This is a genomic window from Pseudomonas sp. 1 (assembly GCF_056626735.1).
In genome coordinates this window covers 70208-96332 of the sequence record NZ_JBWXMQ010000011.1, presented here as the reverse complement: position 1 = coordinate 96332, position 26125 = coordinate 70208, and the positions used below count along the sequence as shown (strand labels likewise).

Below are 26125 nucleotides of genomic sequence, written 5' to 3'. Positions count from 1 at the left end.
TAGGAGCAAGACCTTTTGGTTACTTTTGGGGCGTTTGCCAAAAGTGACCCGCCGTAAGGGCGGAACCCTAAGCAGCCATAACCGCAGCAACGGATATGCCCCCAAAAAAAGCCTCAACAAAGAAACCCGGCAACCCTCTCCGCCGCCGAAGCCAAATGCTGCTCCTGCGTAAACCCGGAAACCTTCAGCGGCTTCAAATCATGATCCCCAGAGGCCAACCAAAAAACCTCAATACTCGGTGATAAATCGTAAGCCTCAACAGCGTCCCGATTGCCAAGCGCATCCCGCTCCCCCTGAACAATCAGCGTCCGAGTCCGCAAAGAAGCCAAATGCTCAACCCGCGGTTTCTCAGGTTTCCCAACCGCATAAAACGGATACCCCAGACAAACCAAAGCATCCGCGCCAAGCTCATCGGCAAGAAGACTGGCCATCCGCCCCCCCATCGACTTGCCGCCAACCGCCAAAACCCCAGCGACATGAAGTCGCACCAAGCCATACACCTCACGCCAACATTCGAGCAACTTCGGCGCCGGATTCGGCGGGCGTTTGCTGCCATCAACCCGCCGCTGCGCCATATAAGGAAACTCAAACCGCAACACGTTGATACCAAGCCCGGCAAGGCGCCCAGCCATATCGTTCATCCAGTCGCTGTCCATCGGCGCCCCGGCACCATGGGCAAGAATGAGCGTCGCCGAAGCCTCGCCAACAGCGGCATCCCAAAGCCACCCGTGATCCCGCAGGCACTGCGCCCATTGATCCCCGTCAATACTGGCCTTGTGCTGTTTGTCCATGCTTGCCTCGCTTTTAGTCTGCCTATAACTCCAGGCGAAGGGTTCGCGGCGTTTTCTGCGCGCACTCACTTCGGCTGAACCGTGGATGGGGAACCATGAACACTTCTATCAGTACCGCCTACAACTACAAGGTGGTCCGCCAATTCGCCATTATGACGGTGGTGTGGGGCATCGTCGGCATGGGGCTCGGGGTTTTTCTCGCGGCTCAATTGGTCTGGCCCGAACTCAACTTCAACCTGCCGTGGACCAGCTTCGGACGCCTGCGCCCGCTGCACACCAACGCGGTGATCTTCGCGTTCGGTGGCTGTGCCTTGTTCGCCAGTTCGTTCTACTCGGTGCAGCGCACCTGCCAGACGCAACTGTTCGCGCCGCAAATCGCCGCCTTCTGCTTCTGGGGCTGGCAGCTTGTGATCCTGCTGGCGGCCATCAGCCTGCCACTGGGTTACACCAGTTCCAAGGAATACGCCGAGCTGGAATGGCCGATCGACATTCTGATCACCATCGTCTGGGTCGCCTACGCGATCGTGTTCTTCGGCACGATCATGCAGCGCAAGACCAAGCACATTTATGTGGGCAACTGGTTTTTCGGCGCGTTCATCATCACCGTGGCGATCCTGCACATCGTCAACAACCTTGAGTTGCCGGTGAGCTTCACCAAGTCCTACTCGGTATACGCCGGTGCAACCGATGCGATGGTGCAATGGTGGTACGGCCACAACGCCGTAGGCTTTTTCCTCACCGCCGGTTTCCTCGGGATGATGTATTACTTCGTGCCGAAACAGGCCGAACGTCCAGTGTATTCGTATCGCCTGTCGATCGTGCACTTCTGGGCGCTGATCACCCTGTACATCTGGGCCGGTCCCCACCACTTGCACTACACCGCGCTGCCGGACTGGGCGCAGTCGCTGGGCATGGTGATGTCGCTGATTCTGCTGGCGCCGAGCTGGGGCGGCATGATCAACGGCATGATGACCCTTTCGGGCGCCTGGCATAAGTTGCGCAGCGACCCGATCCTGCGCTTCCTGGTGGTGTCGCTGGCGTTCTACGGCATGTCGACCTTCGAAGGTCCGATGATGGCGATCAAGACCGTGAACGCCCTCTCCCACTACACCGACTGGACCATCGGCCACGTACACGCCGGCGCGCTCGGCTGGGTGGCGATGATCTCGATCGGCGCGCTGTACCACATGATCCCGAAAGTGTTCGGCAAAGAGCAGATGCACAGCATCGGCCTGATCAACGCGCACTTCTGGCTCGCGACCATCGGCACCGTGCTCTACATCGCCTCGATGTGGGTCAACGGCATCGCCCAGGGCCTGATGTGGCGTGCAGTGAACGAGGACGGCACGCTGACCTATTCCTTCGTCGAAACCCTGGTGGCCAGCCACCCAGGCTTCGTCGTGCGGCTGATTGGCGGGGCGATCTTCCTCAGCGGCATGTTCCTGATGGCTTACAACACCTGGCGCACCGTGCGGGCCTCGCAGCCTGCTGACGTCGTTGCTGCCGCGCAGATGGCCTGAGGAGTCCGCCATGAAACACGAAACGATTGAAAAGAACGTCGGCCTGCTGATGCTGCTGATGGTATTCGCCGTGAGCATCGGCGGCCTGACCCAGATCGTCCCGCTGTTCTTCCAGGACGTGACCAACAAACCGGTGGAAGGCATGAAGCCCTACACCGCGCTGCAACTGGAAGGCCGCGACATCTACATCCGCGAAGGCTGCGTCGGTTGCCACTCGCAGATGATCCGTCCGTTCCGCGCCGAAACCGAACGCTACGGCCACTACTCGGTGGCCGGTGAAAGCGTCTGGGATCACCCGTTCCTGTGGGGTTCCAAGCGTACCGGTCCGGACCTGGCCCGCGTTGGCGCGCGCTACTCGGATGACTGGCACCGTGCGCACTTGTACAACCCGCGCAACGTCGTACCGGAATCGAAAATGCCGGCCTACCCATGGCTGGTCACTCAACCGGTCGACAGCAGCCACACCGAAACCAAGCTCAAGGTCATGCGCACCCTCGGCGTGCCATACACCGACGACGACATCAGCGGCGCGGTGGCCAGCCTCAAGGGCAAGACTGAAATGGACGCCCTCGTCTCCTACCTGCAAGTGCTTGGCACTGCGATCAAGAGCAAGAGGTGATTGAGATGGCCTTTGAAATGAGCGCGGGGCTGATTCGCGGCCTCGGCACGGTCGTGGTGTTCGTGGCCTTCGTCGGCCTGACCCTGTGGGTGTTCAACCGCAAACGCACGCCGGAATTTGCCGAAGCGCGCCTGCTGCCGTTTGCCGACGAGCCGCAACCCGACCCAACCCCTGCAACTGAAACAAGGAGTACCCGGTCATGACCACCTTCTGGAGTACGTGGATATGCGTACTGACCATCGGCAGCCTGATCGGCCTGACCTGGCTGCTGGTCGGCACCCGTCGGGGCGAAACCAAGGGCAGCGTCGACCAGACCATGGGCCACAGCTTCGACGGCATCGAGGAGTACGACAACCCGCTGCCGCAGTGGTGGTTCATGCTGTTTGCCGGCACGCTGGTGTTTTCCGTGGGCTATCTGATCCTTTATCCGGGCCTCGGCAACTGGAAAGGCATCCTGCCCGGCTACGAGGACGGCTGGACCGGCGTCCACGAGTGGGAAAAGGAAATGAGCAAGGCCGACGCCAAATTCGGGCCGATCTTCGCCAAGTTCGCCGCGATGCCGGTGGAAGAAGTGGCGAAGGATCCGCAGGCGCTGAAAATGGGTGGCCGTCTGTTCGCCTCCAACTGCTCGGTGTGCCATGGCTCGGATGCCAAAGGCGCGTTCGGCTTCCCTAACCTCGCCGACAAGGACTGGCGTTGGGGCGGCAGCGCCGAAACCATCAAGACCACCATCATGGGTGGCCGGATGGCGGCGATGCCGGCGTGGGGTGAAGTGCTGGGCGAGGCTGGCGTGAAAAACGTTGCCGCCTATGTGCGTCATGAACTGGCGGGGCTGCCATTGCCGGCGGACAACAAGGCGGATCTGCAAGCCGGTCAGCGGGCGTTCAGCACCACCTGCATCGCCTGCCACGGGGCAAACGGCCAGGGCACTGCAGCCATGGGCGCGCCGAATCTGACGCACCCGGCCGGTTTCATCTACGGCACCAGCCTGACCCAACTCGAGCAGACCATTCGCCATGGCCGTCAAGGCCACATGCCAGCTCAGAACGAGCTGTTGGGCAACGATAAAGTGCAATTGCTGGCCGCTTATGTGTACAGCCTTAGCAATGGATTGAATACAGAAAAACTGATTACTGAAGACAACAAAAAGTAATCATTGCGTACAACACTGCCGCACGTTTCCAGTGCGGCAGTTTCCAGCCCCTTTGCGACGCATTGTCGCACCCCTTCAGCCCCTCTCCTTTCGGTTACCCGGATTCGGGTCTACGCTTGCTCGATGCGGACTGGCCCGTGCCGGTTCCAGGTCGACCCTGAGCGAGGCGTTGAACGAATCGGCTGACTGACATGGCCGCAAAGGCCGGTAGATACCGGCTGTCGTGCCGATTACCGTCCGTCACCCGAACCGAGCGCTCGAACACACCCCGTTACATCCGACCGGGACCCCTCGCTTTTTTCGTCCGCTGCGACATTTTGCCCGAGGGCAATTTTGTCCTTACGCGGCGCATGGAAAGGCCGCAGAATCAGCGTTGGAAAGCATTGACCCAGGTCATGGCGCGTTGCATTGACCCCCTGCTTTCTACATACTTGCGGCCGATTTTAATCCTAATAAAACACCCAAACCGTGGAACCTTAGAATGAGCACAGCAATCAGTCCGACTGCTTATAACTATAAGGTAGTCCGCCAGTTCGCCATCATGACGGTGGTCTGGGGGATCCTTGGCATGGGGCTCGGTGTCTTCATCGCCTCGCAACTGGTCTGGCCGGAGCTGAATTTCGGTCTGCCGTGGACGAGCTTTGGACGCCTGCGCCCGTTGCACACAAACCTGGTGATTTTCGCCTTCGGTGGTTGTGCACTGTTTGCCACTTCCTACTATGTCGTGCAGCGAACCTGCCAGACGCGACTGATTTCCGACAGCCTCGCGGCCTTCACCTTCTGGGGATGGCAAGCGGTCATTGTCGGCGCGATCATTACCTTGCCGCTGGGTTACACCACCACCAAGGAATACGCGGAACTGGAATGGCCTCTCGCCATTCTGCTGGCCATTGTCTGGGTCACCTACGGTCTGGTGTTCTTCGGCACCATCACCAAGCGCAAGACCAAGCACATCTATGTCGGTAACTGGTTCTACGGTGCGTTCATCGTGGTGACCGCGATGCTGCACATCGTCAACCACATGTCGCTGCCGGTCAGCCTGTTCAAGTCCTACTCGGCTTACTCGGGCGCCACCGACGCGATGATCCAGTGGTGGTACGGCCACAACGCCGTGGGCTTCTTCCTGACCACCGGTTTCCTGGGGATGATGTACTACTTCGTGCCGAAACAGGCCGAACGTCCGATCTACTCCTATCGTCTGTCGATCGTGCACTTCTGGGCGCTGATCACCCTGTACATCTGGGCCGGCCCGCACCACCTGCACTACACCGCTCTGCCGGACTGGGCACAATCGCTGGGCATGGCAATGTCGATCATCCTGCTGGCGCCGAGCTGGGGCGGCATGATCAACGGCATGATGACCCTGTCGGGCGCCTGGCATAAGCTGCGCACCGACCCGATCCTGCGTTTCCTCGTGGTATCGCTGGCGTTCTACGGCATGTCGACCTTCGAAGGTCCGATGATGGCGATCAAGACCGTCAACTCGCTCTCGCACTACACCGACTGGACCATCGGCCACGTACACGCCGGTGCACTCGGCTGGGTAGCGATGATCTCGATCGGCGCGATCTACCACATGATCCCGAAACTGTTCGGCCGCGCGCAGATGCACAGCGTCGGTCTGATCAACGCGCACTTCTGGCTCGCGACCATCGGTACCGTGCTGTACATCGCTTCGATGTGGGTCAACGGCATCACCCAAGGCCTGATGTGGCGTGCAATCAACGACGACGGCACCCTCACCTACTCGTTCGTCGAAGCGCTGCAGGCCAGCCATCCTGGCTACATCGTCCGTGCCCTGGGCGGTGCGTTCTTCGCCAGCGGCATGCTGTTGATGGCCTACAACGTGTGGCGCACCGTTCGCGCCTCGGACCCGGCTGAAGCTGAAGCCGCCGCCAAGATCGCCGTAGTTGGAGCTCACTGATGAAGCATGAAGCTGTCGAGAAGAATATTGGCCTGCTGGCCTTCTTCATGGTCATCGCCGTCAGCGTCGGTGGCCTGACCCAAATCGTTCCGCTGTTCTTCCAGGACGTCACCAACAAGCCGGTCGAAGGCATGAAGCCGCGCACCGCCCTTGAACTGGAAGGCCGCGACGTTTACATCGCCAACGGCTGTGTCGGCTGCCACTCGCAGATGATCCGTCCGTTCCGTGCCGAAACCGAACGCTACGGCCATTACTCGGTCGCCGGTGAAAGCGTCTGGGATCACCCGTTCCTGTGGGGTTCCAAGCGTACCGGCCCGGACCTGGCCCGCGTCGGCGGTCGTTACTCCGATGACTGGCAGCGTGCGCACTTGTACAACCCGCGCAACGTAGTGCCTGAGTCGAAAATGCCGGCCTACCCGTTCCTCGTAGAAAACAAGCTCGATGGCAAAGACACGGCCAAGAAAATGGAAGTGTTGCGCACGCTCGGCGTCCCTTACACCGACGAAGACATCGCCGGTGCCAGGGATGCCGTGAAGGGCAAAACCGAAATGGACGCGCTGGTGGCCTATCTGCAAGGCCTGGGCACCATCATCAAAAGCAAACGGTGATTCTTGATGGATATCGGGATGATTCGAGGCCTGGGCACCGTTGTCGTGATGGTCGCCTTCATCGGCCTGGCGTTGTGGGTGTTCAGCCCCAAGCGCAAGTCGGAGTTTGAAGACGCGACCTTGCTGCCCTTCGCGGATGATCCCGAAGCCATCAAGCACGTCGAGCAAGCTTCTAGGAGTAACAAAGAATGACTACATTCTGGAGTCTGTACGTCACAGTCCTCAGTCTCGGTACGATCTTTTCCCTGACCTGGCTGTTGCTGTCGACCCGCAAGGGTCAGCGCGCCGAGCAGACCGACGAGACGGTCGGCCACTCCTTCGACGGGATCGAGGAGTACGACAACCCGCTGCCGAAATGGTGGTTCATGCTGTTCGTGGGCACCATCGTGTTCGCGTTGGGTTATCTGGTGCTGTACCCGGGCCTGGGCAGCTGGAAAGGTCTGCTGCCGGGCTACAACTACCTCGATACCGAGAAGCAGACCCCGTTCGCCAACGGCCAGACCGGCTGGACCGGCGTTCACGAGTGGGAAAAGGAAATGGCTCGCTCGGACGCCAAGTTCGGTCCGATCTTCGCCAAGTTCGCGGCGATGCCGATCGAGGAAGTCGCGAAGGATCCGCAAGCCCTGAAGATGGGTGGCCGTCTGTTCGCCTCCAACTGCTCGGTCTGCCACGGTTCCGACGCCAAGGGCGCTTATGGTTTCCCTAACCTGACCGACGCCGACTGGCGCTGGGGCGGCGAACCGGAAACCATCAAGACCACCATCATGGGCGGTCGTCACGCGGTGATGCCGGCCTGGGCGGAAGTGATCGGTGAGCAAGGCGTGGCCGACGTGGCCGCGTTCGTGCTGACCAATCTGGATGGCCGCAAGCTGCCGGAAGGCACCAAGGCGGATCCGGCCAACGGCCAGAAACTGTTCGCTGCCAACTGCGTGGCGTGCCACGGTCCGGAAGGCAAAGGCACCCCGGCAATGGGCGCCCCGAACCTGACCCACCCGGCCGCGTTCATCTACGGCTCGAGCTTCGCGCAGCTGCAGCAGACCATCCGTTACGGCCGTCAGGGCCAGATGCCTGCCCAGGAACAACTGCAAGGCAACGACAAGGTTCACCTGCTGGCGGCTTATGTTTACAGCCTGTCCCACGGTGAAAAACCAGCGGAAGCCGAGGCCCAGTAAGGCCAACGTTTGTAGCAAAAAAAACGGCCCCGCCAATGAGAATTGGCGGGGCCGTTGCTTATGGCCGACTGGCCCAGATGGATTTCAGCGGAACCGTGTCCGCGAATTGCGGTTTTTGCCAATCATTGTTCTCGATCAGATTGACATGCAGTTGCTTGCGATCATCCGAAAAGCTAGCTGTCAGGTACGTCTGCTGGGACGCTGCGCCGCTGAGAAACGAACCTCTCCGACATTTTTCGAGTACGCAGATCAATCTGTGGGGCTAAAAGAACCACATCGCAGCTTCACATCTCGCAACCGAAATTCGTTGGGCACATTGGCTGGCAAGCGATAACGTCCTTCGGCAGCCGATGCGCTGCGACCTCACCACTCATCTTGCAAGGAAGGCATACGATGAACGAACAACATCAGAATCAGGACGGTGATGAGCCGATTCAAACGGATGAACAGACGCCACAAAACGATGTGACCGATAGCGACAGCCTGAAACGACAAAAGCGCTCCACGAAAGGCAATGCCGCAGCTGACAGAAAAAAAGGCACCGGTGGAATGGATAGCCTTGGCGGCGGCCGGATACTGTGAACGACCGATGAAAGCGGCTGCGTCTGCTCTTGTGCAGCGCAGCCGCTTCGATGTCAGCAGTGCCTGTCGTCTATAGTCAATTGATCTGCATCATGCTTTGCTGCATTCGCTACACCATTCAGATTTTTTCCCCAACGCGACCAAAGGTCGCACCCGTTCGTCGGTGGTACAGGCGTATCATTGGGCCACTGCAACACCCCTTTTTGACCCCGGTCGGCACGTATCGACCGAGGCATTTTTCCACTGCCGTGGGATGCAATGATGAGCAACCAGATTCCGGTACACGACGTCACGCCGCCCGACAAGAACGCGAACAACAGCGTCGATCTTTATGCCGCTCGAGAAAAAATCTACACAAGAGCTTTCACTGGCCTGTTCCGCAATCTGCGGATGATGGGCGGCACGGCGCTGTTCCTGTTGTATTTCGGTACGGTGTGGCTGAACTGGGGCGGCCATCAGGCCGTGTGGTGGAACCTGCCGGAACGCAAGTTCTTCATTTTCGGCGCCACCTTCTGGCCCCAGGATTTCATCCTGCTTTCGGGCCTGCTGATCATTGCCGCATTCGGCCTGTTCTTCATCACGGTGTATGCCGGGCGGGTCTGGTGCGGTTATACCTGCCCACAAAGCGTGTGGACGTGGATTTTCATGTGGTGCGAAAAGGTCACCGAAGGCGACCGCAACCAGCGCATCAAGCTGGACAAGGCGCCGATGAGTGCCAACAAGTTCCTGCGCAAGTTCGCCAAGCACGCCATGTGGTTGCTGATCGGTTTCGTCACCGGCATGACCTTCGTCGGCTACTTCTCGCCGATCCGTGAACTGGTCTTTGACTTCTTCACCGGGCAAGCCGATGGCTGGTCGTATTTCTGGGTCGGCTTCTTCACCCTCGCCACGTACGGCAACGCCGGCTGGTTGCGGGAGCAGGTGTGCATCTACATGTGTCCGTATGCGCGCTTCCAGAGCGTGATGTTCGACAAGGACACCCTGATTGTTTCCTACGACCCGCGTCGCGGCGAAAGCCGTGGCCCGCGCAAGAAAGGCGTCGACTACAAGGCCCTGGGCCTGGGCGACTGCATCGACTGCACCATGTGCGTTCAGGTCTGCCCGACCGGCATCGACATCCGCGACGGCCTGCAGATCGAGTGCATCGGTTGCGCCGCATGCATCGACGCCTGCGACAGCATCATGGACAAGATGGATTACCCGCGCGGACTGATCAGCTACACCACCGAACACAACTTGTCCGGGCAGAAGACCCATAAACTGCGCCCGCGCCTGATCGGCTACGCCGTGGTGCTGCTGGCGATGATCAGCCTGTTGGTGACCGCATTCTTCATGCGTTCGCTGGTGGGCTTCGACGTCAGCAAAGACCGCGTGCTTTACCGTGAAAACGCCGAAGGCCGGATCGAAAACGTCTACAGCCTGAAGATCATGAACAAGGATCAGCGCGACCACACTTATGTGCTGGAAGCTGCCGGCTTGCCGGATCTGCGCCTGCAAGGCAAACGCGAGATCAAGGTGCCGGCCGGGGAAATCTTCAGCATGCCGGTCGAACTGTCGAGCGCACCTGAACAATTGCCATCGAGCACCAACGAGGTGAAATTCATCCTCAAGGATGCCGATGACGACAGCGTCCACGTAGAAGCCAAGAGCCGTTTCATCGGCCCACAAAATCGTTGAGAGAACTGAACATGCCCGCAGCAAACACCGCAAGTCCCTGGTACAAGCACCTTTGGCCATGGATCATCATCGGGATTCTGGCCTGTTCGGTGACCCTGACGCTGTCCATGGTGACCATTGCGGTGAACAACCCGGACAACCTGGTCAACGATAACTACTACGAGGCCGGCAAAGGCATCAACCGTTCACTGGATCGCGAACTGCTGGCGCAGACCCTGAAGATGCGCGCTGCCGTGCATCTGGATGATGTCACCGGCGAAGTCGATCTGCGCCTGAGCGGCGACAGCCAGCCGAAAACCCTGGAACTGAACCTGATCTCGCCGACTCAACCGGAGAAGGATCGCAAGATTGTTTTGGCTCGCAGCGAGACCGAACAGGGCCGGTACATCGGCCAGTTGAGCGACAAGATCGAAGGCCGGCGTTTTGTTGAATTGCTGGGCACCCAGGACGATCACGTGTGGCGGATGTTCGAGGAAGAGCTGGTCAGCCATGACAAGGATTTGTTGCTCGGTGATGAGCCGTTGCAGGGCGCTGAAGACCTGAAGCAGTAAGCCTTACTCTGATCGCACCCACGCTCTGCGTGGGCACGCAGCCACGGACGCTCCGCGTCCCGGCCGAAGCGGACGCGGAGCGTCCGTGGAGGCCGTCCCACGCGGAACGTGGGAACGATCATCGGAACGCCTCATGACCATTCCAGTCCCCTGCTACCACTGCGCCCTGCCCGTCCCGTCCGGCAGCCGCTTCACCGCCGTCGTGCTCGGGGAATCCCGCGAGTTCTGCTGCCCCGGCTGTCAGGCGGTGGCCGAAGCCATCGTCGCCGGTGGCCTGGAAAGCTATTACCAGCATCGCAGCGAAGCCTCGGCCAACCCCGAAGCGCTGCCGGTGCAACTGGTCGATGAGCTTGAGTTGTACGACCGCGCCGACGTGCAACAACCCTTCGTGCGCCACGAAGGTGAACTGGCCGAAACCACGCTGCTGATGGAAGGCATCAGTTGCGCCGCGTGCGGCTGGCTGATCGAGAAACACCTGCGCACGCTGCCCGCCGTGGCCGAGGCGCGGTTGAACCTGTCCAATCATCGCCTGCATGTGCGCTGGGCTGACGCTCAGTTGCCGCTGAGCCAGATCCTCAGCGAACTGCGCCACATTGGCTATGCCGCACACCCGTATCAGGCCGACCGCGCCAGCGAACAACTGGCCAGCGAAAACCGCCTCGCCCTGCGCCAACTCGGCGTCGCCGGCCTGCTGTGGTTCCAGGCGATGATGGCGACCATGGCCACCTGGCCGGAATTCAACATCGATCTCAGCCCGGAGCTGCACACCATCCTGCGCTGGGTCGCGCTGTTCCTCACCACGCCGATTGTGTTCTACAGCTGCGCGCCGTTTTTCAAGGGCGCCATGCGTGACCTGCGCACCCGTCACCTGACCATGGACGTCTCGGTGTCGCTGGCGATCGGCGCGGCCTATCTCGCCGGGATCTGGACCTCGATCACCGGGATCGGCGAACTGTATTTCGACGCGGTGGGCATGTTTGCGCTGTTCCTGCTTGCCGGGCGCTACCTCGAACGCCGCGCCCGCGAGCGCACCGCCGCTGCCACCGCGCAACTGGTCAATCTGTTGCCCGCCTCGTGTCTGCGTCTCGACGATGCCGGCCAGAGTGAACGCATCCTGCTCAGCGAACTGCGCCTCGGTGATCGGGTGCTGGTGCAGCCCGGCTCGGTGCTGCCGGCGGACGGCAAGATCCTCGATGGCCAGTCGAGCATCGACGAATCGGTGCTGACCGGCGAATACCTGCCGCAGCCGCGCGCCATAGGCGATGCTGTCACCGCCGGCACGCTGAACGTGGAAGGCGCGCTGACCGTCGAGGTGCAGGCGCTGGGCCAGGAAACACGACTGTCGGCCATCGTCCGCCTGCTGGATCGCGCCCAGGCAGAAAAACCACGGCTGGCGGAAATCGCCGACCGCGCTGCGCAGTGGTTTTTGTTGTTGTCGCTGATCGCGGCGGCCGCCATTGGCCTGCTGTGGTGGGAGCTGGATTCGTCGCGAGCATTCTGGATCGTCCTCGCCATGCTGGTGGCGACCTGCCCGTGCGCGCTGTCGCTGGCGACGCCAACCGCCCTCACCGCTGCCACCGGTACCCTGCACAAACTCGGCCTGCTACTGACGCGCGGCCATGTGCTGGAAGGGCTGAACCAGATCGACACGGTGATTTTCGACAAGACCGGTACCCTCACCGAAGGCCGACTGGTGCTGCATTCGATCCGACCGCTTGGCGCCCTCGACAGCGATCAATGCCTGAGCCTCGCCGCCGCCCTGGAAAACCGTTCGGAACACCCGATCGCCCGCGCCTTCGGTCGCGCGCCACTGGCTGCCGAAGACGTCCACAGCACGCCTGGCCTGGGGCTTGAAGGGTCGGTCGATGAGCAGCGTTTGCGCATCGGTCAAGCGGCGTTTGTGTGTGATCTCAGCGGCGCGCCGGTGCCTTCGATGCCGAAGGAACCGGGTCAATGGCTACTGCTCGGTGACCGTCAGGGGCCGCTGGCCTGGTTCGCCCTCGACGACCGTCTGCGCGATGACGCCCCGGCCCTGCTCGCCGCATGCAAGGCGCGCGGCTGGCGCACGCTGCTGCTGTCGGGCGACAGTTCGCCGATGGTCGCCAGCGTCGCCGCCGAACTGGGCATCGATGAGGCGCGCGGCGGTCTGCGCCCGGACGACAAGTTGCAAGTGCTGCAACAACTGCACAAGGACGGCCGCAAGGTGTTGATGCTCGGTGACGGGGTCAACGATGTGCCGGTACTGGCCGCCGCCGACATCAGCGTGGCCATGGGCTCGGCCACCGATCTTGCGAAAACCAGCGCCGACGCAGTGTTGCTGTCCAACCGTCTCGACGCACTGGTACAAGCCTTCACGCTGGCCCGCCGCACCCGCCGGGTGATCATCGAGAACCTGTTGTGGGCCGCACTGTACAATGGCCTCATGTTGCCGTTCGCCGCCCTCGGCTGGATCACTCCGGTGTGGGCCGCCGTCGGCATGTCGATCAGTTCGCTGACCGTGGTGCTCAACGCCCTGCGCCTGACTCGCCTGCCGAGCGCGCCGGCCGTCAACGCCACGTCAGAAACCCGCCCGCTGCCGGCCTGAGCCGCGCGGGCATGGAGTACAGATGCCAGCTCTCTACGTGATGATTCCGGCCGCGCTGCTGATCGTGGCCATCGCCGTCTACATCTTTTTCTGGGCGGTGGACAGCGGCCAGTACGACGACCTCGACGGCCCGGCCCACAGCATCCTGTTCGACGATCAGGATCCGAACCATACCGCCGCTGTGGACGAAGCCAACCCCGCGAAACCGGACGACAAGGCGCCACCCCATGCTTGAACTGGCGCCGCTGCTGGTGTCTGCGTTGATTCTCGGCCTGCTCGGCGGCGGGCATTGCCTGGGCATGTGCGGTGGTCTGATGGGCGCGCTGACCCTGGCGATTCCCAAGGAACAACGCAGCCGACGCTTTCGATTGCTGCTGGCCTATAACCTCGGGCGGATTCTCAGCTATGCCACGGCGGGATTGCTGATCGGACTGGCGGGATGGGCCGTGGCGAACAGTCCTGCTGCGCTGTTCATGCGCGTGCTTGCGGGTTTGCTGCTGATCGCCATGGGCCTGTATCTGGCAGGCTGGTGGAGCGGCCTGACTCGCATCGAAAGCCTCGGTCGCGGACTGTGGCGCTACATTCAGCCTGTCGCCAATCGCCTGCTGCCGGTGTCGAGCCTGCCCCGGGCCTTGCTGCTGGGCGCTCTGTGGGGCTGGCTGCCGTGCGGGCTGGTTTACAGCACGTTGCTGTGGTCGGCCAGTCAGGGCAATGCTCTCGACAGTGCATTGCTGATGCTCGCTTTCGGGCTCGGCACCTGGCCGGTGCTGCTGGCAACCGGCCTCGCGGCCGAGCGGGTCACGGCGCTGTTGCGCAAACGCAGCGTACGCATGGCCGGCGGTCTGCTGGTGATCCTGTTCGGCATCTGGACTCTGCCGGGCCCGCACCAGCACTGGCTGATGGGCCACTGATCCCGTTGATGCAAATCAAGATGCCTTTTCGCGCCCTCCCCTAGACTCGGCACACTGCCAGCCTATCCGGGGGAATGCCCGCATGCTCGACGCCATTCGTTGGGACACCGATTTGATCCGCCGCTACGACCTGGCGGGGCCGCGCTACACCTCGTACCCGACGGCCGTACAATTTCACAGTCAGGTCGGCACCTTCGACCTGTTCCACGCCCTGCGCGACAGCCGCAAGGCCCTGCGCCCGTTGTCGCTGTACGTGCACGTGCCGTTCTGCGCGAATATTTGCTACTACTGCGCCTGCAACAAGGTCATCACCAAAGATCGCGGCCGCGCGCTGCCGTATCTGCAACGGCTCGAGCAGGAAATCCAGCTGATCGCCTGCCACCTCGACCCCGCACAGAAAGTCGAGCAACTGCACTTCGGCGGCGGCACGCCGACCTTTCTCAGCCACGACGAACTGCGCCAGTTGATGGCGCACCTGCGCAAGCACTTCAATCTGCTGGACGATGATTCCGGCGACTACGGCATCGAGATTGACCCGCGCGAAGCCGACTGGTCGACCATGGGCCTGCTGCGCGAATTAGGCTTCAACCGGGTCAGTATCGGCCTGCAAGACCTCGACCCGGCGGTACAACGGGCGGTCAATCGCCTGCAAAGCCTGGAAGAAACCCGCGCGGTGATCGACGCAGCGCGGACTCTGCAATTTCGCTCGATCAACATCGACCTGATCTACGGCCTGCCCAAACAGACCCCGGACAATTTCGCCCGCACCGTCGAGGAAGTCATCAGCCTGCAACCGGACCGACTCTCGGTGTTCAACTACGCGCACCTGCCGGAACGCTTCATGCCACAGCGGCGGATCAACGGCAACGAACTGCCAAGCCCGGCGCAGAAACTGGAAATGCTGCAACGCACCATCGAACAACTGACCGCCGCCGGCTATCGCTACATCGGCATGGACCACTTCGCCCTGCCCGACGATGAACTGGCGATTGCTCAGGAAGAATCGACCCTGCAGCGCAACTTCCAGGGCTACACCACCCACGGTCATTGCGACCTGATCGGGCTGGGCGTGTCGGCCATCAGCCAGATCGGCGACCTGTACTGCCAGAACAGCAGCGACCTCAATCACTACCAGAACACCCTCGCCGGCGCGCAACTGGCCACCAGTCGTGGTCTGGTGTGTAACGCTGACGATCGCCTGCGTCGTGCAGTGATCCAGCAACTGATCTGCAATTTCAGCCTGGATTTCGCCGAGATCGAACGCAGCTTCAACATCGATTTTCAGGGTTATTTCGGCGCGCTCTGGCCGCAATTGCAGGGCATGGCGCAGGACGGGCTGATCGAACTGGATCGCGAGCGCATCACCGTGCTGCCGGCCGGTCGCCTGCTGGTACGTTCGGTGTGCATGGTGTTCGACGCCTACCTGGAACAGCAAAACCGCCAGCGTTTCTCGCGGGTGATCTAGCTTTTTCAAGCACAACGCAGGGGTTGTCCGGGTATCACGGTCATCGAAACGGTGCCTTGCACGCCGTCCGAGACACGTTTATCGGCCGTCATCCCTGCGGCTTCATGCCTTGGGGGCAATCTCGCCACAGGCTGGCCTGAATGTCCTCCGCTGGGTTACCCTTACGCCTTATGTGTGTTTTCCCACAAGGATTTAAGAAATGTCCGAGCCAGTTAAACTGCGCGCTCACAACCAGGCTAATTGCAAGGATTGCAGCCTGGCCCCTCTCTGCCTGCCACTTTCGCTGAATCTGGAAGACATGGATGCGCTGGACGAAATCGTTAAACGTGGCCGCCCGTTGAAAAAGGGTGAGTTCCTGTTCCGCCAGGGCGACACCTTCGATTCCGTTTATGCAGTACGCTCCGGCGCCCTGAAGACCTTCAGCCTGAGCGACACCGGCGAAGAACAACTGACCGGTTTCCACCTGCCGAGCGAACTGGTCGGGCTGTCCGGCATGGACACCGAGAAACACCCGGTTTCCGCCCAGGCGCTGGAAACCACTTCGGTTTGCGAAATTCCCTTCGAGCGCCTCGACGAACTGGCCCTGCAACTGCCGCAGCTGCGCCGTCAGTTGATGCGCGTGATGAGCCGCGAAATCCGCGATGACCAGCAAATGATGTTGCTGCTGTCGAAGAAAACCGCCGACGAGCGCATCGCCACGTTCCTGGTCAACCTGTCGGCGCGTTTTCGCGCTCGCGGCTTCTCGGCCAACCAGTTCCGCCTGAGCATGTCCCGCAATGAAATCGGCAACTACCTGGGGCTGGCGGTGGAAACCGTGTCCCGAGTTTTCACCCGCTTCCAGCAGAACGAACTGATCGCAGCCGAGGGCAAGGAAATCCATATCCTCGACCCGATCCAGCTCTGCGCCCTGGCCGGCGGCTCGCTCGAAGTCTGATCTCGACCCGCGGCCGAGCGTATCGTTTCAGCCGCGGGTATACTGCGCCGTTTGCAGCCCTGCCAGGACACCTCGACGATGGTCTTCGACTCCTTCGACATCAAATCCCTGATCCGCCCCGTGATCGACTTCCCGAAACCGGGTGTGATCTTTCGCGACATCACCCCGCTGTTCCAGTCGCCCAAGGCCCTTCGCCTGGTGATGGACAGCTTCGCCCACCGCTATGTGGAAGCCGACTTCACCCACATCGGCGCGATGGACGCTCGCGGTTTCCTGATCGGGTCGGTGCTGGCCTATCAGCTGAACAAGCCGCTGGTGCTGTTTCGCAAGCAAGGCAAACTGCCGGCGGATGTGCTGGCCGAAGGCTACGCAACCGAGTACGGCGAAGCGTTCCTCGAAGTGCACGCCGACAGCCTGTGTGAAGGCGATTCGGTGGTGATGTTCGATGACCTGATCGCCACCGGTGGCACGCTGATCGCAGCGGCCAACCTGATCCGCCGCATGGGCGCCCGTGTTCACGAAGCGGCGGCGATCATTGATCTGCCGGAGCTGGGTGGTTCGCAGCGTCTTGAGGACATGGGGATTGCGACGTTCTGCCTGACGCAGTTTGCCCTGACTGACAAGTAAAACCCCGCGCCCGATCGTTCCCACGCTCTGCGTGGGAATGCCTCAACGGACGCTCCGCGTTCGGCTTTGGAAGGGACGCGGAGCGTCCCGGGCTGCATTCCCACGCAGAGCGTGGGAACGATCAACACCGAGGATTACAGTCCCATCTGCTTGCTGATGATCTCGTTCATCACTTCCCGCGTCCCGCCGCCAATCGACAGAATGCGGTTATCCCGGTACAGCCGCTCCACCAGGCTTTCGCGCATATAACCCAGCCCGCCAAGAATCTGCACCGCCTCGTTGGTAATGCGATCCGAAGTGTCCGTGGCAAAGTTCTTGGCCATGGAGATTTCCTTGATCACGCTCTGCCCCGCCGCCATCTTCGCCGCCTGCCGGTAGGTGAACTCCCGCGAGACTTCCAGCGCCGTGGCCATTTCCGCAAGGCGATGCTTGATCACCTGGAACTTGCCGATGGGCTTGCCGAACGCCTGCCGCTCCTTCGCCCATTTCAGGCTCTCTTCCAGCGCCAGTTGCGCGGTCATGTTGGCCATCAAGGCCAACGCCAGACGCTCGCTCTGAAAGTTGCCCATGATGCAGGCAAACCCCATGTTCTGCGCGCCGATCAGATTGCCCACCGGCACCGGACAATCGTCGAAGAACAATTCAGCGGTGTCCGACGCCCACCAGCCCATTTTCTTCAGTTGCCGGCCAACGGTGAAACCGGGTGTGCCCTTCTCGATCAGTAGCAGGCTGATGCCGGCAAAACCGGGCGCACCGGTACGCACCGCGACGGTGTAGTAATCGGCGCGCACGCCACTGGTGATAAAGGTTTTGCTGCCGCTGACCCGGTAATGATCGCCATCGCGCACGGCGCGGGTCTGCAGGTTGGCGACGTCGGAGCCGCCGCCCGGCTCGGTCACTGCCAGGGCGCTGATCTTCTCGCCGCTGAGCACTTGAGGGACGACGCGGTCACGGACTTCGGGCCGGGCCCATTTGACGATCGGCGGCAAACCGATATCAAGCGAACCGAGCCCGGCTACAAGCCCGCCGGAACCACAACGCATCAGTTCTTCGCTGGCGGCGATCTTGGCGAACAGATCTCCTTCGTGACTGCCACCCAGCGCTTCGGGGTAACCGATGCCGAGGATGCCGGCCGCACCGGCCTTGAGGTAAAGCTCACGGGGGAAGCTTTCGGCTTCTTCCCACGTATCGATGTCCGGCAGGATCTCGCGCTCGACGAAACGTCTGACGCTGTCGCGGACCAATTGGTGGCTGGGGTCGAAGTATTCCTGGAAGGCGGGCATCGGCGAACTCCATGGAAGGGTTCGCCGAACTTAACCGAGCGCTTGCTTGGTTTTCAACAGGATTGTGTGGCTCAGAGGGAAATCGGCTTGCGCCCTGCAAACGAGTGAGCCAGCGTGCCGCCGTCCACCAGTTCCAGTTCGCCACCCAACGGTACGCCGTGAGCGATGCGCGAGGCGATCAGGCCTTTGCTCTGCAGCAACTGAGCAATGTAGTGGGCGGTTGCTTCACCTTCAACGGTCGGGTTGGTGGCGAGGATGACTTCGGTGAAGGTGCCCGCCTCTTCGATCCGCGCCATCAATTGTGGAATGCCGATGGCCTCCGGGCCCAGGCCGTCCAGCGGCGACAGGTGCCCCTTGAGCACGAAGTAGCGACCGCGGAACCCGGTCTGCTCGACCGCGTAGACATCCATCGGCCCTTCCACCACGCACAACAGCGTGTCGTCGCGGCGGGTGTCGGCGCATTGCGGGCACAGATCGTCTTCGGTCAGCGTGCGGCACTGACGGCAGTGTCCGACCCCCTCCATGGCCTGGCTCAGGGCCTGGGCCAGGCGCGTGCCGCCGCTGCGGTCACGCTCGAGCAACTGCAACGCCATACGCTGGGCAGTTTTCTGACCCACGCCCGGCAAAGTTCGCAGGGCGTCGATCAGTTGGCGAATCAAAGGGCTGAAGCTCATGGGGAAAAAGTCCGACAAAACAACGAGACGCGGTTTATACCCGCGCCTCCGGCCAGCGTCAAATCCTCAGTCCTGTGCAACCTTCACCACCAGTTTGCCGAAGTTACGCCCCTCCAGCAGCCCGATAAACGCCTGCGGTGCCTGCTCCAGGCCCTCGACCACGTCCTCGCGGAATTTCACCTTGCCATCGCGCACCCACGGCACCATGGCGCTGATGAATTCCGGCTGACGGTCGCCATAGTCGTCAAACACGATGAAGCCCTGAATCCGTACGCGTTTGGTCAGCAAGGTGCGTTGCAAGGCAGGCAAGCGATCCGGGCCTTTCGGCGCTTCCGAGGCGTTGTAGCCGGCGATCAGGCCGCACAGCGGGATCCGCGCCTTGGGATTGAGCAGAGGGACGACCGCATCGAAAACATGGCCGCCAACGTTTTCGTAATAGATGTCGATGCCATTGGGACAGGCCTTGGCCAGTTGCTCGGCAAAGTCCGGTGCCTTGTGATCGATGCAGGCGTCGAAGCCCAATTGCTCGACCACGTATTTGCACTTCTCGGCACCACCGGCCACGCCGACGGCGCGCAGGCCTTTGATCTTCGCCACCTGGCCGACCACCGAGCCCACTGCACCGGAAGCGGCGGCGACCACCAGAGTCTCCCCTTCTTTTGGCTGGCCGATGTCCATCAGGCCCATGTAGGCGGTCATGCCGGGCATGCCCAGCACGCCGAGGGCCATCGATGGGCTCGGCAGGCCGGACGGGATCGGGATGATGTTGCGGCCGTCGCTGATGCTGTGGCTTTGCCAGCCAGTGGCACCCACCACCAGATCGCCGGGGTGGAATTTCGGATGACGTGACTGTTCTACACGGCTGACAGCACCGCCGGTCATCACCTCGCCGATCTGTACCGGCGCTGCATAGGACGGCGCATCACTCATGCGCCCGCGCATGTAGGGATCAAGTGACAGGTACAGGGTCTTGAGCAACACCTGGCCGTCTTCAAGGTCCGGCAGCGCCTCGCGCTCCAGACGGAAGTTCTCGGGCGTTGGCGCGCCCACCGGTCGCGAGGCCAGCACGAAGCGTTGATTGAGGGTCAGAGGGTCGGACATGTCAGCGTCTCCTTTGAATGATGAATTCGGTGGTATAGGGAGCAGACCTTGGTGGGGATGGTGCGTTCCGTTTGATAAGCGATCGTCGAGGTATCGAATCGTCCACTTTGTCGGGGTCAGTCCAGAGCGTGGGAACGATCAACAGGCCAAAAAAAATGCCAGGCACGATGCCTGGCATTTTTTGTCGCTCATCCAACCCGCCAAGGCGAATCAGAACGGCAGTTTCATACCGGCCGGCAGGTTCATGCCAGCGGTCATGCTGCCCATTTTCGCCTGGCTGTTGGCTTCGATCTGACGCACGGCGGCGTTGACGGCTGCAGCCACCAGATCCTCGACCACTTCACGGTCGTCTTCGTCCAGGCCTGGCAGTACGCTCGGGTCGATGCTGACCTTCTTCACGTCATGACGACCGGTCATCACCACGGTGACCAGATCGCCACCGGCTTTGCCGGTGACTTCGGCGTTGGCCAGTTCTTCCTGCATCTTGGCCATTTTTTCCTGCATTTGCTGCGCCTGCTTCATCAGGCCGGCCATGCCACCTTTCATCATGGGAATCACCTCAAAAGTACTTGGATCAAAACAGCGCCCGGCCACACAGGCCGGACGCCCTCAGTTATTAGCCCTGACTGACCAGGGCGTCGACAGGTTCAATAGTATCGTGTCGCACGACCGCACCGAACTGCTGGACCATCTGCTGGATGAACGGATCGCCGTGGATCGACTCCTCCGCCTCGCGCTGACGGTTGGCACGGCGCCGGGACGCGGCCTGGGCCGGGGTTTCCTGCTCGGGCTTGATCAGCTCGATGGTCAGGGTCAGCGTGCGTCCGTGGAACTGGTTCAGCGCATTGTTCAGACGACGCTGCTGGGTGGCGTTGAACAAGGCACTGTGGGCCGGGTCCAGGTGCATCAGCCAGTGGTCGCCATCGACCGCGATCAGCGTGCAGTTGGCGGCGATGCTGCCGGTCATGCCGGAGATCGGCAGTTGCGGGAACAGCTCCAGCCACTGCAGGGCCAGACCGGTGGCCGGCGCGGCGGCAGGTTCCGGCTCGGGTTCGGGAGCCGGTTCTGCGGCGTGTTCGCTGGCCAGATCGTCGAGGTAACTGTAGGCCGAATCCATGTCCGGCTCGATGTAGTCCTCGTCGAGCGGCGGCTCGTCGTCCATGTCCATGCCCGGTGTGGCGGCATCGACTTCGGCCACTGACGGCTCGGGGATCGGCGCGGCGGCCCACTCCGGGGCGTCCGGCACGACGCTGTCCGGGGTCGGCAGCGGCATAGGCGGCAGATCCGGCTGTTCGGCGGTGGTTTCCAGCACGGGCTCGACCGCTGGCTGCTGCCCAGGCGCAGGTTCTACCGGGTCATTCCACGGCAGGTCGACGACTTCTTCGGCCACGACCGGCTCGGGTTCTGGCTCAGGAACGGGTTCAGGCGCAATCACCGCGGCAACCGGTACAGGCTCGGGAACAGGCGCAGGTGCCGGTGCAACCACCGGAGCCGGCGCAACAGCGGCAGCCACTACCGGCGCAGGTTTCGGCGCGGCAGCCACTGAGTTTGCGGAATCAACTGTGGCCTGGCTGATCCCCACTGGCTTTAGCGGTTGCCTCGGGGCATCCGCCGTGTCTGCCGGCCGGAAGGCCAGCATCCGCAGCAGCACCATTTCGAAACCGCCTCGCGGGTCCGGCGCCAGCGGCAAGTCGCGGCGGCCGATCAGGCCCATCTGGTAATAGAACTGGACGTCTTCGGCCGGCAGGGCCTGGGCCAGCGCCAGCACCCGGTCACGGTCGCCGTGGCCGTTATCGACACCTTCCGGCAAGGCCTGGGCGATGGCGACGCGGTGCAGCACGTTGAGAATTTCCGAGAGCACGCCGTTCCAGTCCGGACCCTGTTCGGCCAGGTGACGCACGGCTTCGAGCAACGCCTTGGCATCACCTTCGATCAGCGCGTGCAGCACGTCGTAAACCTGGCCATGATCCAGCGTACCGAGCATTGCCCGCACATCGGCGGCCAGCACCTTGCCTTCACCGAAGGCGATGGCCTGGTCGGTCAGGCTCATGGCGTCACGCATCGAACCGTCGGCGGCGCGGCCGAGCAGCCACAGGGCATCGTCTTCGAACGGTACGTTTTCGGCGGTCAGGACGTGAGTCAAATGCTCGACCACACGCTCAGGTGTCATGTTCTTCAGGGAGAACTGCAGGCATCGCGACAAAATCGTTGCCGGAAGTTTCTGCGGGTCGGTGGTCGCCAGGATGAACTTGACGTAGGGCGGTGGCTCTTCGAGGGTTTTCAGCAGCGCATTGAAGGAATGGCTGGAGAGCATGTGCACTTCGTCGATCAGGTAGACCTTGAAGCGCCCGCGGCTCGGGGCGTATTGCACGTTGTCGAGCAGCTCGCGGGTGTCCTCGACCTTGGTCCGGCTCGCGGCGTCGATCTCGATCAGGTCGACGAAACGACCTTCATCGATCTCGCGGCACACCGAACACTCGCCGCACGGGCTTGAAGTGATACCTGTTTCACAGTTCAGGCATTTGGCGATGATCCGCGCAATCGTGGTCTTGCCAACGCCCCGCGTACCGGTGAAGAGGTAGGCGTGGTGCAGGCGCTGGCTGTCCAAGGCATTGATCAGAGCCTTGAGCACATGGGTCTGGCCGACCATTTCGCGGAACGAGCGCGGACGCCATTTACGTGCAAGAACCTGATAACTCATCGAAAACCGTCGCGGCAAAGGAAGCAGAAGCGGCTAATGCTAGCGGAGCAAGGGCAAAATTGCATCCGATGTGCTCGTCTATTCTGGCTAAGCTGCATGAGCGAGGGCTTTTGTCGGCTCGGGATCGGGAATTACCGGAGCATTTATGCGGTGGGCCGTGGGGGCATTACTGGGATTGAGCCTGAGCGCGATGGCGTCGCAACCGCCGCTGCGCTTCGTCGTTGCCGACAGCTGGGCGATGCCGATGGTGCAGATCGAACGCGGCCGCCCGACCCAGGGCATCCTTTACGACATCATGCTCAGCCTGGCGACTCAGGTTGGCGTGCCGGCGCAATTTCACGTCCTGCCCCGCAACCGCGTGCAGAACGCCATGGAACACGGCGAAGTCGATGTGCGCTGCTATGCCGCACAATCCTGGCTGCCGAATCTGTCCGGGGATTACATCTGGAGCATTCCGCTGTTCTTTCAGCGTGATCTGCTGATCAGCCGCCAGGACCAGCCGCCCAGCGTCGATCCGGCCCTCCTGCCCCGCCAGTCGATCGGCACCGTGCTCGGCTACAGCTACCCCACGCTGCAACCGACATTCGACACCGACCGGCTATGGCGCGAAGACGCGCGCAACCAGGCGCAGGTACTCGACAAACTAATGGCCGGCCGCTACCGCTACGCCGTGAGCAATCAATGGACCCTGGACTGGTTCAATCAGCGCCTGATGCCGCAGCAGCAACTGCAAGCGGTGGCGGTGTTGCAGGAACAGAAGATCGGCTGCTATGTGCGCAACGACCCGGACGTGCCGGTGCAGCGGATATTGAGGACATTGCTGCGGATGAAAATGTCGGGGGAGATTGATGACATTATCCGGTTGTATACCGGAGGATCGGCCAGTGAACCGTGAGCCGGGCCTTCAATGCCCCGCCGTATCGCGAAATTGCTGGTACTCGTGATACTCGACCCACGTCACCACATCGTACGGCACATAAAGCTTCAGCCTGGCGCGGGAGATGGCGATGTACACGGCGCAGATCCGCTGATCGAACGCGTAGGCATCCTTGAATTTCTCGTTGGTCAGCAACCCCGGCGTCAGCAGGACCTTGTCGAACTCCATGCCCCCCGCCTCTTGCGCGAGCATCAACAGGCAGCCGTTGCCGGCGTTGTCGATCATTCGGTTCAGGCGCGTCAGGTCGGCAATCATGAAGCCGTTTTCCAGCTTGTCCTTGACCCGCAGAAACGATTCGTCGAACCGGTTTGCGTCGCACACCGCTTGCCAGTCAGGCAGGTCGCTGAAATACGGATGCACGCCGTTTTCGCTGAATTCGGAACGGTAGAAATCCGGTTTGAACAGTTCGATGGCGGTGGCCATGAAATGCTTCAGATCATCCTGGGTTCGCTTGTCCGGGAATCTGAACTTGCGATTGGAATCGTGCAGATGGATCGCCCAGATCATGCTGTCCCATGGCGATGCCGTCAGCACCACGCAACCTTCGGACGGCACGAAGCCTTCCGGGTATTCCTTGATGACGACGTCAGCATCACTGGCACCCTCGAATGGAATCTTGCCCTTCTGCGAGTGTCGGGCGATCAGCGGATTGACCAGCCGTTCGACATTGCGCCCCGAACGCACGGAATAGCTGATATCGCTCTGGCGAACCTCACGGTGCCGTTTGACCGGCACGCCGCTGGCCTGCTGATACTCGTCGCCGAGGGTGATCAGCACCTGACGCCCGCGCTCGATGATCTGCAACAGCGACCCGGGAATGTCCTGACTCTCGTCGATCAGCACATGCGTGTAGCGCGCCGGCACCACGCAACCAGCGATGCAGGCCCGCTTGATCATCAGTAGCGCTTCGAAGCCGGTCTGGCTGCCCCACGCCGGATTGAGTTCGAGGTAGCCCCACACCCGGCTCGAATATTCCAGCAACACCTGAGCGTCGACGCTGGAGAGCGGCTGGTTGAAATGCGGCAGATGCTTCGCCGAAAAGGTGTGATCGCGGAAGCGGCAGTAGCGTTCGATCACTTTGAGGCAGAGTTCAAGGGTCGCCTGCCCGTCGTGGTGGCGAAAACCGAAGATATTCAGTTCCTGCGCCAGCGCCTGCCGGGTCGGGATTCGCCCTCCCTCCGCCTGCGGCCTGCGCCCGAGCATCAGCGACTGCGCAAACGCCAGGAAGGTCTTGCCGGCCTTCTTCTCGCTCGGCCCCGCCATCCGCTGGCGAAGCACCTCCAGTTTGGCCGGGGTGCGCGCCAGCAACAGGGTCTTTTCCGGGCGCAGATGTTCCAGCAAGGCCACCAGCAGATGGCTTTTGCCGATCCCTGCGTAACCTTGAACGTGCAGATCTTCGTCCAGGTTGGCGCGGAAGGTTCTGACCAGTTTGTCCTGGGCCGGGCTCAACCAGCGCTCGCGGTAACGGGGCGTCACTATCGGCTGGCTGAACGGGTCATGGCGGCGATGACGCCGGACTTTGTATTCGAAATCCCACTGACCATCGGGCAACAAGTAGTCGCGCGCCGATATTTCTTCAGCCAACAGAAAACGCAGGTTCAGAGGATTAAGAACCTTCAGGCCGAAATACAATTTGCGCGGGTCGAACAGCCGCCGGGCTTCTGACAACAGACCAGCCGTCGCTGACTGACGTTTTTCGACAGCCCAGGCCAAGAGTTTGGCCAGAATCTTTTCTGCCGCAATTGCGCCGAGATCCTGCTCTTTCGTCTGCACGAGATTCTGAATAACCAGCACCGCCGCCAATTCCGGATCGGTCAGGCTCTCGAGCGCTGTTGCGCCCTCCGCCTGCAACAGGTTCGCGCAGGTTTCATCCGTGACGGGCAAGAACACAGGGCTGGATAAATCGGAATGTTCCGGGAGCATAAAACCTCGCGACCTGGGCACAACCCCTGAGGTCGATCCCGGTCAGACTCTTCATTCATTTCGGTTGTGGCGAGTATGCGCGATTGCAGGAGAAATGATTACCCCGTGTCGACGCCATCGCGAGCAAGGTGTGCTGACTCGAACGACGAATCGCAGGCATAAAAAAACCGCAGTGGGCGAAACCCATGCAGTTCTGTCTGACTCGTTCGATGTTCGTTAAGGTGGTAACCCTACCAGCCACACCCCGGCACACAATGTTCCCGCTGTGGCTGCTGCCTTCCGGCTCTGACCAGGTTCACGGGTAATCGTTGCGGGGGGACCGATAGGGTCACCATAACGACACTCGCCTGTCGGCGAGCCGCGCCATTGTACCTATCTGAGACGAAGT

25 protein-coding genes, 1 other RNA gene and 1 pseudogene are annotated in these 26125 nt (G+C 61.4%); 18 read left to right on the top strand and 9 right to left on the bottom strand.

Annotated features, from left to right (window positions below; genetic code table 11):
• Nucleotides 1-113 precede the first annotated feature (113 nt).
• Nucleotides 114-791 carry an alpha/beta family hydrolase gene (locus AC1MDC_RS17875; RefSeq protein WP_480393423.1) on the bottom strand — a complete coding sequence of 226 codons (678 nt, stop codon included), beginning with the start codon at nt 789-791 and terminating at the stop codon, nt 114-116.
• 95 nt (nt 792-886) lie between these two features.
• Between AC1MDC_RS17875 and ccoN (AC1MDC_RS17870) the strand changes: the two genes are divergently transcribed.
• The 8 genes from ccoN (AC1MDC_RS17870) to ccoP (AC1MDC_RS17835) all read left to right on the top strand — a co-directional run bounded on the left by ccoN (AC1MDC_RS17870) (nt 887) and on the right by ccoP (AC1MDC_RS17835) (nt 7787).
• A complete protein-coding gene (ccoN, locus tag AC1MDC_RS17870; RefSeq protein ID WP_480393422.1) occupies nt 887-2311 on the top strand; it encodes a cytochrome-c oxidase, cbb3-type subunit I in 1425 nt (474 codons plus the stop codon).
• A gap of 10 nt (nt 2312-2321) precedes the next feature.
• Nucleotides 2322-2930 carry a cytochrome-c oxidase, cbb3-type subunit II gene (gene ccoO / locus AC1MDC_RS17865; protein ID WP_007960355.1) on the top strand — a complete coding sequence of 203 codons (609 nt, stop codon included), beginning with the start codon at nt 2322-2324 and terminating at the stop codon, nt 2928-2930.
• 5 nt (nt 2931-2935) lie between these two features.
• The gene (locus tag AC1MDC_RS17860; protein WP_085700208.1) at nt 2936-3133 is read left to right on the top strand and encodes a cbb3-type cytochrome oxidase subunit 3; all 198 of its coding nucleotides are present in this window, start codon (nt 2936-2938) and stop codon (nt 3131-3133) included.
• Nucleotides 3130-4083 carry a cytochrome-c oxidase, cbb3-type subunit III gene (gene ccoP, locus AC1MDC_RS17855; RefSeq protein ID WP_480393421.1) on the top strand — a complete coding sequence of 318 codons (954 nt, stop codon included), beginning with the start codon at nt 3130-3132 and terminating at the stop codon, nt 4081-4083. The genes AC1MDC_RS17860 and ccoP (AC1MDC_RS17855) overlap by 4 nt, the downstream gene beginning before the upstream one ends.
• A 481-nt stretch (nt 4084-4564) precedes the next feature.
• A complete protein-coding gene (gene ccoN, locus AC1MDC_RS17850) occupies nt 4565-6007 on the top strand; it encodes a cytochrome-c oxidase, cbb3-type subunit I (RefSeq protein WP_085690137.1) in 1443 nt (480 codons plus the stop codon).
• Nucleotides 6007-6615, top strand: coding sequence for a cytochrome-c oxidase, cbb3-type subunit II (gene ccoO / locus AC1MDC_RS17845; protein ID WP_011333287.1), 609 nt, complete (start codon nt 6007-6009; stop codon nt 6613-6615). Before ccoN (AC1MDC_RS17850) ends, ccoO (AC1MDC_RS17845) begins: the two co-directional genes overlap by 1 nt.
• A 6-nt stretch (nt 6616-6621) precedes the next feature.
• Nucleotides 6622-6807, top strand: a complete 186-nt coding sequence (locus AC1MDC_RS17840; RefSeq protein ID WP_003175465.1) for a CcoQ/FixQ family Cbb3-type cytochrome c oxidase assembly chaperone — start codon at nt 6622-6624, stop codon at nt 6805-6807.
• Nucleotides 6804-7787, top strand: a complete 984-nt coding sequence (ccoP, locus tag AC1MDC_RS17835; RefSeq protein WP_085700211.1) for a cytochrome-c oxidase, cbb3-type subunit III — start codon at nt 6804-6806, stop codon at nt 7785-7787. Before AC1MDC_RS17840 ends, ccoP (AC1MDC_RS17835) begins: the two co-directional genes overlap by 4 nt.
• Before the next feature lie 58 nt (nt 7788-7845).
• Here ccoP (AC1MDC_RS17835) and AC1MDC_RS17830 read toward each other — a convergent pair.
• A pseudogene (locus AC1MDC_RS17830) lies at nt 7846-8004 on the bottom strand (phosphoesterase); the annotation flags it as partial.
• Nucleotides 8005-8180: 176 nt separating this feature from the next.
• On the opposite strand from AC1MDC_RS17830, the gene AC1MDC_RS17825 reads away from it, so the two are divergent.
• The 9 genes from AC1MDC_RS17825 to AC1MDC_RS17785 all read left to right on the top strand — a co-directional run bounded on the left by AC1MDC_RS17825 (nt 8181) and on the right by AC1MDC_RS17785 (nt 17118).
• A complete protein-coding gene (locus tag AC1MDC_RS17825; RefSeq protein ID WP_480393420.1) occupies nt 8181-8369 on the top strand; it encodes a hypothetical protein in 189 nt (62 codons plus the stop codon).
• Between the two features lie 261 nt (nt 8370-8630).
• Nucleotides 8631-10046, top strand: a complete 1416-nt coding sequence (ccoG, locus tag AC1MDC_RS17820) for a cytochrome c oxidase accessory protein CcoG (protein ID WP_085700214.1) — start codon at nt 8631-8633, stop codon at nt 10044-10046.
• 11 nt (nt 10047-10057) lie between these two features.
• Entirely contained in the window at nt 10058-10597 is a 540-nt protein-coding gene (locus AC1MDC_RS17815; RefSeq protein WP_480393419.1) for a FixH family protein, read from the top strand.
• A gap of 133 nt (nt 10598-10730) precedes the next feature.
• Nucleotides 10731-13181, top strand: a complete 2451-nt coding sequence (locus AC1MDC_RS17810) for a heavy metal translocating P-type ATPase (protein ID WP_480393418.1) — start codon at nt 10731-10733, stop codon at nt 13179-13181.
• Nucleotides 13182-13203: 22 nt separating this feature from the next.
• On the top strand, nt 13204-13416 hold the full coding sequence (gene ccoS, locus AC1MDC_RS17805) for a cbb3-type cytochrome oxidase assembly protein CcoS (RefSeq protein WP_007951659.1): 213 nt from the start codon (nt 13204-13206) through the stop codon (nt 13414-13416).
• Nucleotides 13409-14092 carry a sulfite exporter TauE/SafE family protein gene (locus tag AC1MDC_RS17800; RefSeq protein WP_039770036.1) on the top strand — a complete coding sequence of 228 codons (684 nt, stop codon included), beginning with the start codon at nt 13409-13411 and terminating at the stop codon, nt 14090-14092. The genes ccoS and AC1MDC_RS17800 overlap by 8 nt, the downstream gene beginning before the upstream one ends.
• Nucleotides 14093-14174: 82 nt before the next feature.
• Nucleotides 14175-15557 carry an oxygen-independent coproporphyrinogen III oxidase gene (hemN, locus tag AC1MDC_RS17795; protein ID WP_011333280.1) on the top strand — a complete coding sequence of 461 codons (1383 nt, stop codon included), beginning with the start codon at nt 14175-14177 and terminating at the stop codon, nt 15555-15557.
• Between the two features lie 199 nt (nt 15558-15756).
• Nucleotides 15757-16491: a fumarate/nitrate reduction transcriptional regulator Fnr gene (fnr, locus tag AC1MDC_RS17790; protein ID WP_007951654.1), complete on the top strand. Its 735-nt coding sequence runs from the start codon at nt 15757-15759 to the stop codon at nt 16489-16491.
• 78 nt (nt 16492-16569) lie between these two features.
• Nucleotides 16570-17118, top strand: coding sequence for an adenine phosphoribosyltransferase (locus AC1MDC_RS17785; protein WP_085700217.1), 549 nt, complete (start codon nt 16570-16572; stop codon nt 17116-17118).
• 134 nt (nt 17119-17252) lie between these two features.
• On the opposite strand, the gene AC1MDC_RS17780 is transcribed toward AC1MDC_RS17785, so the two are convergent.
• The 5 genes from AC1MDC_RS17780 to dnaX form a co-directional block, all read right to left on the bottom strand.
• A complete protein-coding gene (locus AC1MDC_RS17780) occupies nt 17253-18401 on the bottom strand; it encodes an acyl-CoA dehydrogenase family protein (protein WP_085700218.1) in 1149 nt (382 codons plus the stop codon).
• 71 nt (nt 18402-18472) lie between these two features.
• Nucleotides 18473-19075 (bottom strand): recombination mediator RecR, encoded by a 603-nt coding sequence (gene recR / locus AC1MDC_RS17775; RefSeq protein WP_085700219.1) that lies wholly within the window; start codon nt 19073-19075, stop codon nt 18473-18475.
• A gap of 66 nt (nt 19076-19141) precedes the next feature.
• Nucleotides 19142-20176: an NADP-dependent oxidoreductase gene (locus AC1MDC_RS17770; RefSeq protein ID WP_480393417.1), complete on the bottom strand. Its 1035-nt coding sequence runs from the start codon at nt 20174-20176 to the stop codon at nt 19142-19144.
• A 210-nt stretch (nt 20177-20386) separates the two neighbouring features.
• Complete coding sequence (locus tag AC1MDC_RS17765) at nt 20387-20725, bottom strand: YbaB/EbfC family nucleoid-associated protein (protein ID WP_007951650.1); 339 nt, start codon at nt 20723-20725, stop codon at nt 20387-20389.
• Between the two features lie 67 nt (nt 20726-20792).
• On the bottom strand, nt 20793-22877 hold the full coding sequence (gene dnaX / locus AC1MDC_RS17760; protein ID WP_480393416.1) for a DNA polymerase III subunit gamma/tau: 2085 nt from the start codon (nt 22875-22877) through the stop codon (nt 20793-20795).
• A gap of 145 nt (nt 22878-23022) precedes the next feature.
• Here dnaX and AC1MDC_RS17755 point away from each other — a divergent pair, with 145 nt between their 5' ends.
• Nucleotides 23023-23772, top strand: coding sequence for a substrate-binding periplasmic protein (locus AC1MDC_RS17755; protein WP_480393415.1), 750 nt, complete (start codon nt 23023-23025; stop codon nt 23770-23772).
• 9 nt (nt 23773-23781) lie between these two features.
• Here AC1MDC_RS17755 and AC1MDC_RS17750 read toward each other — a convergent pair whose 3' ends face one another.
• Together AC1MDC_RS17750 and ffs are read right to left on the bottom strand one after the other, a co-directional pair.
• Nucleotides 23782-25737 (bottom strand): hypothetical protein, encoded by a 1956-nt coding sequence (locus AC1MDC_RS17750; protein ID WP_480393414.1) that lies wholly within the window; start codon nt 25735-25737, stop codon nt 23782-23784.
• 228 nt (nt 25738-25965) lie between these two features.
• Nucleotides 25966-26062, bottom strand: an RNA gene (ffs, locus tag AC1MDC_RS17745) — signal recognition particle sRNA small type.
• Between the last annotated feature and the right edge of the window lie 63 nt (nt 26063-26125).

Bases quoted from the DNA above. Each gene is read 5' to 3' on its own strand.
- AC1MDC_RS17875 (WP_480393423.1), bottom strand. From the start codon at position 791: ATGGACAAACAGCACAAGGCCAGTATTGACGGGGATCAATGGGCGCAG.
- ccoN (WP_480393422.1), top strand. From the start codon at position 887: ATGAACACTTCTATCAGTACCGCCTACAACTACAAGGTGGTCCGCCAA.
- ccoO (WP_007960355.1), top strand. From the start codon at position 2,322: ATGAAACACGAAACGATTGAAAAGAACGTCGGCCTGCTGATGCTGCTG.
- AC1MDC_RS17860 (WP_085700208.1), top strand. From the start codon at position 2,936: ATGGCCTTTGAAATGAGCGCGGGGCTGATTCGCGGCCTCGGCACGGTC.
- ccoP (WP_480393421.1), top strand. From the start codon at position 3,130: ATGACCACCTTCTGGAGTACGTGGATATGCGTACTGACCATCGGCAGC.
- ccoN (WP_085690137.1), top strand. From the start codon at position 4,565: ATGAGCACAGCAATCAGTCCGACTGCTTATAACTATAAGGTAGTCCGC.
- ccoO (WP_011333287.1), top strand. From the start codon at position 6,007: ATGAAGCATGAAGCTGTCGAGAAGAATATTGGCCTGCTGGCCTTCTTC.
- AC1MDC_RS17840 (WP_003175465.1), top strand. From the start codon at position 6,622: ATGGATATCGGGATGATTCGAGGCCTGGGCACCGTTGTCGTGATGGTC.
- ccoP (WP_085700211.1), top strand. From the start codon at position 6,804: ATGACTACATTCTGGAGTCTGTACGTCACAGTCCTCAGTCTCGGTACG.
- AC1MDC_RS17825 (WP_480393420.1), top strand. From the start codon at position 8,181: ATGAACGAACAACATCAGAATCAGGACGGTGATGAGCCGATTCAAACG.
- ccoG (WP_085700214.1), top strand. From the start codon at position 8,631: ATGAGCAACCAGATTCCGGTACACGACGTCACGCCGCCCGACAAGAAC.
- AC1MDC_RS17815 (WP_480393419.1), top strand. From the start codon at position 10,058: ATGCCCGCAGCAAACACCGCAAGTCCCTGGTACAAGCACCTTTGGCCA.
- AC1MDC_RS17810 (WP_480393418.1), top strand. From the start codon at position 10,731: ATGACCATTCCAGTCCCCTGCTACCACTGCGCCCTGCCCGTCCCGTCC.
- ccoS (WP_007951659.1), top strand. From the start codon at position 13,204: ATGCCAGCTCTCTACGTGATGATTCCGGCCGCGCTGCTGATCGTGGCC.
- AC1MDC_RS17800 (WP_039770036.1), top strand. From the start codon at position 13,409: ATGCTTGAACTGGCGCCGCTGCTGGTGTCTGCGTTGATTCTCGGCCTG.
- hemN (WP_011333280.1), top strand. From the start codon at position 14,175: ATGCTCGACGCCATTCGTTGGGACACCGATTTGATCCGCCGCTACGAC.
- fnr (WP_007951654.1), top strand. From the start codon at position 15,757: ATGTCCGAGCCAGTTAAACTGCGCGCTCACAACCAGGCTAATTGCAAG.
- AC1MDC_RS17785 (WP_085700217.1), top strand. From the start codon at position 16,570: ATGGTCTTCGACTCCTTCGACATCAAATCCCTGATCCGCCCCGTGATC.
- AC1MDC_RS17780 (WP_085700218.1), bottom strand. From the start codon at position 18,401: ATGCCCGCCTTCCAGGAATACTTCGACCCCAGCCACCAATTGGTCCGC.
- recR (WP_085700219.1), bottom strand. From the start codon at position 19,075: ATGAGCTTCAGCCCTTTGATTCGCCAACTGATCGACGCCCTGCGAACT.
- AC1MDC_RS17770 (WP_480393417.1), bottom strand. From the start codon at position 20,176: ATGTCCGACCCTCTGACCCTCAATCAACGCTTCGTGCTGGCCTCGCGA.
- AC1MDC_RS17765 (WP_007951650.1), bottom strand. From the start codon at position 20,725: ATGATGAAAGGTGGCATGGCCGGCCTGATGAAGCAGGCGCAGCAAATG.
- dnaX (WP_480393416.1), bottom strand. From the start codon at position 22,877: ATGAGTTATCAGGTTCTTGCACGTAAATGGCGTCCGCGCTCGTTCCGC.
- AC1MDC_RS17755 (WP_480393415.1), top strand. From the start codon at position 23,023: ATGCGGTGGGCCGTGGGGGCATTACTGGGATTGAGCCTGAGCGCGATG.
- AC1MDC_RS17750 (WP_480393414.1), bottom strand. From the start codon at position 25,737: ATGCTCCCGGAACATTCCGATTTATCCAGCCCTGTGTTCTTGCCCGTC.